This window comes from Arthrobacter sp. JCM 19049 (genome assembly GCF_001310435.1).
Window position 1 is genome coordinate 1 of sequence record NZ_BAXF01000662.1, and the last position, 997, is coordinate 997.

General features: G+C 69.9%; 1 protein-coding gene. It reads right to left on the reverse strand.

Annotated features, from left to right (window positions below):
• Positions 1-918: ATP-binding cassette domain-containing protein (locus JCM19049_RS15345; protein ID WP_306420829.1), on the reverse strand; the 918-nt coding region annotated here is incomplete at its 3' end.
• Between the last annotated feature and the right edge of the window lie 79 nt (positions 919-997).

Sequence of the window (997 nt, forward strand, 5' to 3'; positions counted from 1 at the left end):
TGCGCGGGTCCAGGGAGCCGCCCGGGTCCTGGAAGATGATGCCCAGCCGGGAGCGCAGCCGGCGCAGCGCCCGGCGCGACAGGCCGGAGATGTCCTGGCCGAACAGTTCCACCTGCCGGAGCTCAACGGCACCAGCCCGAGCGGGACCCGGCCCAGCGTGGACTTACCCGAACCGGACTCGCCCACCAGCCCGACGATCTGGTTCTGGTGGATCACCAGCTCGGCGTGGTCCACCGCCCGGATCTTGTGGGTGCCGGAGGTGAAGTCCACGCAGACCTCGCCCATCACCAGGATTTCCTCCCCGGCCGCGCGGCGTGGTGCCTCCTGGGCGACGGGCACGGTCGGGGCGCTGACTTCCCGCTGCTCAAGCTGCATCTGCGGCAGCTTGGGCACCGCGGCCAGCAGCGCCTGGGTGTAGGGATCGGTGGGGGTGCGCAGCACCTCGAACGCCGGTCCGCTTTCCACCACGAGCCCGGACTTCATCACCACCACCCGGTCGGCCAGGTCGGCCACGACCCCCATGTTGTGGGTGATCAGCACCAGGGCGGTGTTGGTTTCGCGCACCAGCTGGCGCAACAGCTCCAGGATCTCGGCCTGCACCGTCACATCCAGTGCCGTGGTCGGTTCGTCGGCGATGATCACCGCCGGGTTGCAGGCCAGGGCGATGGCGATGACCACGCGTTGGCGCTGGCCGCCGGAGAGCTGGTGTGGATAGTTGCGGGCCTTGCCGGCCGGGTCGGGGATGCCGACCTTCTCCAGCAGGCTCACCGCCCGCTCGTGGGCCTGGGCCTTGCTGGCCTCGGTGTGGTTCAGGATCGCCTCGGCGATCTGCGCACCGATTTTCATGGACGGGTTCAGGGCGGTCATCGGCTCCTGGAAGACCATGGAGACCACGTTGCCGCGCAACGTGTCCATCATCGAGTCCGGGCTGCCGAGCACCTGGTGCCCGGCGACCTGCAGGGAACCGCGGGTGCGGGCGGTGCTGGGCAGCAGGCCC